5 protein-coding genes are annotated in these 3800 nt (G+C 67.4%); all 5 read left to right on the plus strand.

Going from position 1 to position 3800, the window contains the following annotated elements; all coding sequences use genetic code 11:
- Window positions 1-464 (plus strand): S49 family peptidase (locus tag IT306_24660; GenBank protein MCC7371633.1); only part of this gene is annotated, 464 nt, incomplete at its 5' end.
- 104 nt (window positions 465-568) lie between these two features.
- Complete coding sequence (locus IT306_24665) at window positions 569-1876, plus strand: phage major capsid protein (GenBank protein ID MCC7371634.1); 1308 nt, start codon at window positions 569-571, stop codon at window positions 1874-1876.
- A 64-nt stretch (window positions 1877-1940) separates the two neighbouring features.
- Window positions 1941-2435: a hypothetical protein gene (locus IT306_24670; GenBank protein ID MCC7371635.1), complete on the plus strand. Its 495-nt coding sequence runs from the start codon at window positions 1941-1943 to the stop codon at window positions 2433-2435.
- 66 nt (window positions 2436-2501) lie between these two features.
- On the plus strand, window positions 2502-2972 hold the full coding sequence (locus IT306_24675) for a hypothetical protein (GenBank protein MCC7371636.1): 471 nt from the start codon (window positions 2502-2504) through the stop codon (window positions 2970-2972).
- Window positions 2973-3084: 112 nt separating this feature from the next.
- Window positions 3085-3756 (plus strand): hypothetical protein, encoded by a 672-nt coding sequence (locus IT306_24680; protein ID MCC7371637.1) that lies wholly within the window; start codon window positions 3085-3087, stop codon window positions 3754-3756.
- The last annotated feature ends 44 nt before the right edge of the window (window positions 3757-3800 follow it).

Genomic DNA, 3800 nt, shown 5'->3' on the forward strand with positions numbered 1-3800 from the left:
CGGCCTCGGCGGCGTACTGGATCGCGTCGTCGGCTGACGAGATCGTCGTCACGCCGAGCGGCGAGGTCGGCAGCATCGGCGTGTTCACAGCGCACGAGGACATCAGCGCCGCCCTGGAGGCCGAGGGGGTGACGGTCACGCTGATCTCGGCCGGCAAGTACAAGACCGAGGGCAACCCCTTCGAGCCGCTCTCTGAGGAGGCTCGCGGGGCGATTCAGGCCCGCGTGGACGACTACTACAGCATGTTCGTTCGGGCGGTGGCCCGCGGGCGCGGCGTCAAGCCCGCCGATGTGCGCGGCGGCTTCGGTCAGGGCCGCGTGGTGGGCGCCGACGAGGCCGTACGGCTCGGGATGGCCGACCGCGTCGGCACGATGGCCCAGACCGTTGAGCGTCTGGCCGGGCGGCGCGGCGGGGCTGGCAGCCGCGCCGAGGATGAACGTCGGCGCTTCGAGCTTCACGCCTAGCACCAACTGCAACCCATTCCAGCTTCAAGCCTTCGCCAATCGGGGCGAAGGCTTTTGCATTCGCGGCCGGCAGGACTCGGCCAGCATCACGGGAGGACGCCAGCATGGCGACCACGCGATACGATGCGCTCCTGGCGGAGCGTGACAAGCTGACGGCCGATGGTGAGGCCGTGTTCAAGGCTGCCGAGGCAGAGGGGCGCGATTTGACCGACGAGGAGCGGGGGAAGATCGACGCGATCAACGCTCGGCGCAAGGTGGTCAGCGGTGACATCGACCGAGAGGCTGAGCGCCGTGCGGCAGCCATCGAGGCCAGCCGCAACACGCCAGAGGAGCCACGCATCACGGGCGGCCACAACCGCGCGGCTGACAAGCCGTGGTCCGGTTTCGGCGAGTTTCTCCAAGCCGTCGCGCGGGCCGAGGGGCCAGGCGCACAGATCGACCCTCGCCTGACCTATCGAGCGGCAGCGTCTGGCGCCAACGAGAGCGTTGCGTCGGACGGTGGCTATCTGGTGCAGCAGGACTTCTCGTCTGAGTTGCTGCGGCGAGCCTACCAGACCGGGCAGGTGATGAGCCGTGCTCGGCACATCCCGATCAGCAGCGGCGCGAACGGCCTCAAGATCAACGGGATCAATGAGACCAGCCGCGCCAACGGCTCGCGCTGGGGCGGCGTCCAGGCGTATTGGGCCGCCGAGGCCGATACCGTCACGGCGAGCCGCCCGCGATTCCGCCAGATCGAACTGACGCTCAACAAGCTGATGGCAATCTTCTACGCCACCGACGAACTGGTGGCGGATGCGGCCGCGCTGGAGAGCGTCGGCATGCAGGCGTTCTCTGAGGAGTTCGGCTTCAAGCTCGACGACGCGGGTCTCCGTGGCGCGGGGGCCGGGCAGCCGCTGGGCATCCTCAACTGCCCGGCGCTCGTGTCGGTAGCCAAGGAGACCGGGCAGGCGGCGGCGACTATCGTCGTCGAGAACCTCGTGAAGATGTGGGCGCGCATGTGGGGGCCGTCCCGTCAGAATGCGGTGTGGTTCTACAACCAGGACGTTGAGCCCCAGTTGTTTACGATGGGGCTGATCGTCGGGACCGGCGGGGCGCCGATCTACATGCCGCCGGGCGGGCTTTCGGCCAGTCCGTACGGCACGCTCTTCGGGCGCCCGATGATTCCCATCGAGCAGTGCTCAACGCTCGGAACGGTCGGGGACATCATCCTGGCCGACATGAGTCAGTACATCGTCGCGGAGAAGGGCGGCATGCAGTCGGCAAGCTCGCTGCACGTCCGGTTCCTCTACGACGAAGCCACGTACCGATTCACCCTGCGTGTGGATGGACAGCCGCTCTGGCAGTCCGCCCTGACGCCGGCCCAGGGGTCCAACACGCTCTCGCCCTTCGTGGCGCTGGCGACCCGCTCGTAATCCGTTCCGGGTGCGGGGCCGATGAGCTCCGCACCTCCTGGTTTTCTTACGGGAGAGCATCCACATGAGCAAGCAGCTCCTGGCGGAAAGCATCCGCTGGGCCTCTGGAATTGCGCCGATTGCGGGCGGCTCGGCACGGTCGGGCGACTGGGTCAGCCTCAAGGGGTACGAGGGCGTGCTGATCCTCGTGCATATCGCGATGGGGAACGCCGCGACCACAGCGATCACCGTCGACAAGGCCACCGATGTCAGCGGTGGGGGCAACAGCAACGGCATCACCCTCAACCATGCGTGGAAGCGGACCGGTGCTCTCGGTGGCGCGCCAACCTGGACCGCCGTCACGCCTGCCGCATCGATCACGTCCAGCAGCACGGGCTCCGGTGAAGATCAGTTCATGATCGACATCCCGGCCTCCGAGCTTGGCGACTACGACTGTGTGCAGGTCGAGCTCGGGGCGAGCAACTCGGCCAACATTGTGTCAGCTGAGTACATCCTGTACGGCTCGCGCTACAGCGGTCCGGTGACGGACGGCTTCACCATCGACCCGACCGTCGACTAACGGCGGCGTCCACCGCGCTCACGAAGGCCCGAGCACGCGCTCGGGCCTTCTGCATTTGGAGCTGAGATGGCTATCACGAACCGGATGCCGAACGGACAGGTGCTTCGCAACCTGCTCTTCGGCCTGGCTGTCGAGCGGTCTACGGCCGCGCTGCCGCAGACGACACAGTCGGCGCTGTTCAACGTGGTCGGCGGGCGGATCGCCGTGCTTGGAATTGTTGGCGAGGTGACGACGGTCATCCAGACGCAGGCCAACAATACGAAGATCGTTGCAAACCCGACGACCGGTACGGATGCCGATCTGTGCGCGGTCCTCGACATCACCGCTGACGAGGTCGGCACGCTGTACTCGATCTCCGGGCTCGCGTCCGACGCCATGCGTGGAACAACGGCAGGCTCCGTCGCCGGGCAGGATCGCCCCGCGATCGTGGCCGCTGGGACCATCGATCTGAGCTGTGCGGCGTCCAACACAGGCAGCGTCAAGTGGGCGATCTTCTACGTGCCGCTCGACGACGGGGCCTATGTGACGGCGGCCTGATGTTCGGCGCCGTAGAGCCATCCGGGAGCGTTCGCCTGCGCGTGGTGCGCGGGCGGCGGTCCTGGCGCCAGCGTGCTGTGCTGGCCATCCGCGCACTCTGGAGGGCAATCCGATGGCCGTAGCGAACATCATCCGGCCGCTCCCGACCGACGCACACAACACGCTGCGAAAGCGGCTGCTGACGTGGACGCCTAAGACCGACCTGGGCCGCGTGCTGCGGACGGCGATGGACTTCCTGCCGACGGACATGGCGCTTGAGGTGCTGGAGCACATCACCCGCGTCGGCATCATCGAGACCCAGCTGGAGATCACCGTGTTCCGCCGGCCAGAGTCGCGGTTCTGGGCCGGGCAGCGCGTCGAGGAGTACGGCATCGTCTCGCGGCGCGTCGTCACCGATGCGTTCGTGGCGGCCGTCGTGGACGCGCTCGACGTGGGCGTGGGGTTCACGCTGAGCAACTTCCGCTACCACGGCCTGGGGACGGGATCCACGGCTGAGGCGGCGGCGCAGACGGCGCTCGTAACGGAGTTGACCACCGAGTACACCGGCAACGTTCGGGCGACCGGAACGGCCACCCAGCCGTCAGCCAACATCTACACCTCGACGGCCACCAACACGCTCGACTCGGGCACGCCAGCGCTGCGTGAGCATGCGGTGTTCACCCAGGCGGCGACCGGCGGCGGCGCCATGCTGGACCGCTCGTTGTACGCCAGCATCACGCTGGACGGCACCGTAGGCGACGGACTCCAGAGCGCCTACAGCCTGACGCTGACCTCTGGCGGTTGACGTGATCGACCCCACGACGCTCAACCAACACGCGCAAGTGGATC

This window comes from Chloroflexota bacterium, from assembly GCA_020850535.1.
Taxonomy (GTDB): Bacteria; Chloroflexota; UBA6077; order UBA6077; family JACCZL01; genus JADZEM01.

Bases quoted from the DNA above. Each gene is read 5' to 3' on its own strand.
- IT306_24665 (MCC7371634.1), top strand. From the start codon at position 569: ATGGCGACCACGCGATACGATGCGCTCCTGGCGGAGCGTGACAAGCTG.
- IT306_24670 (MCC7371635.1), top strand. From the start codon at position 1,941: ATGAGCAAGCAGCTCCTGGCGGAAAGCATCCGCTGGGCCTCTGGAATT.
- IT306_24675 (MCC7371636.1), top strand. From the start codon at position 2,502: ATGGCTATCACGAACCGGATGCCGAACGGACAGGTGCTTCGCAACCTG.
- IT306_24680 (MCC7371637.1), top strand. From the start codon at position 3,085: ATGGCCGTAGCGAACATCATCCGGCCGCTCCCGACCGACGCACACAAC.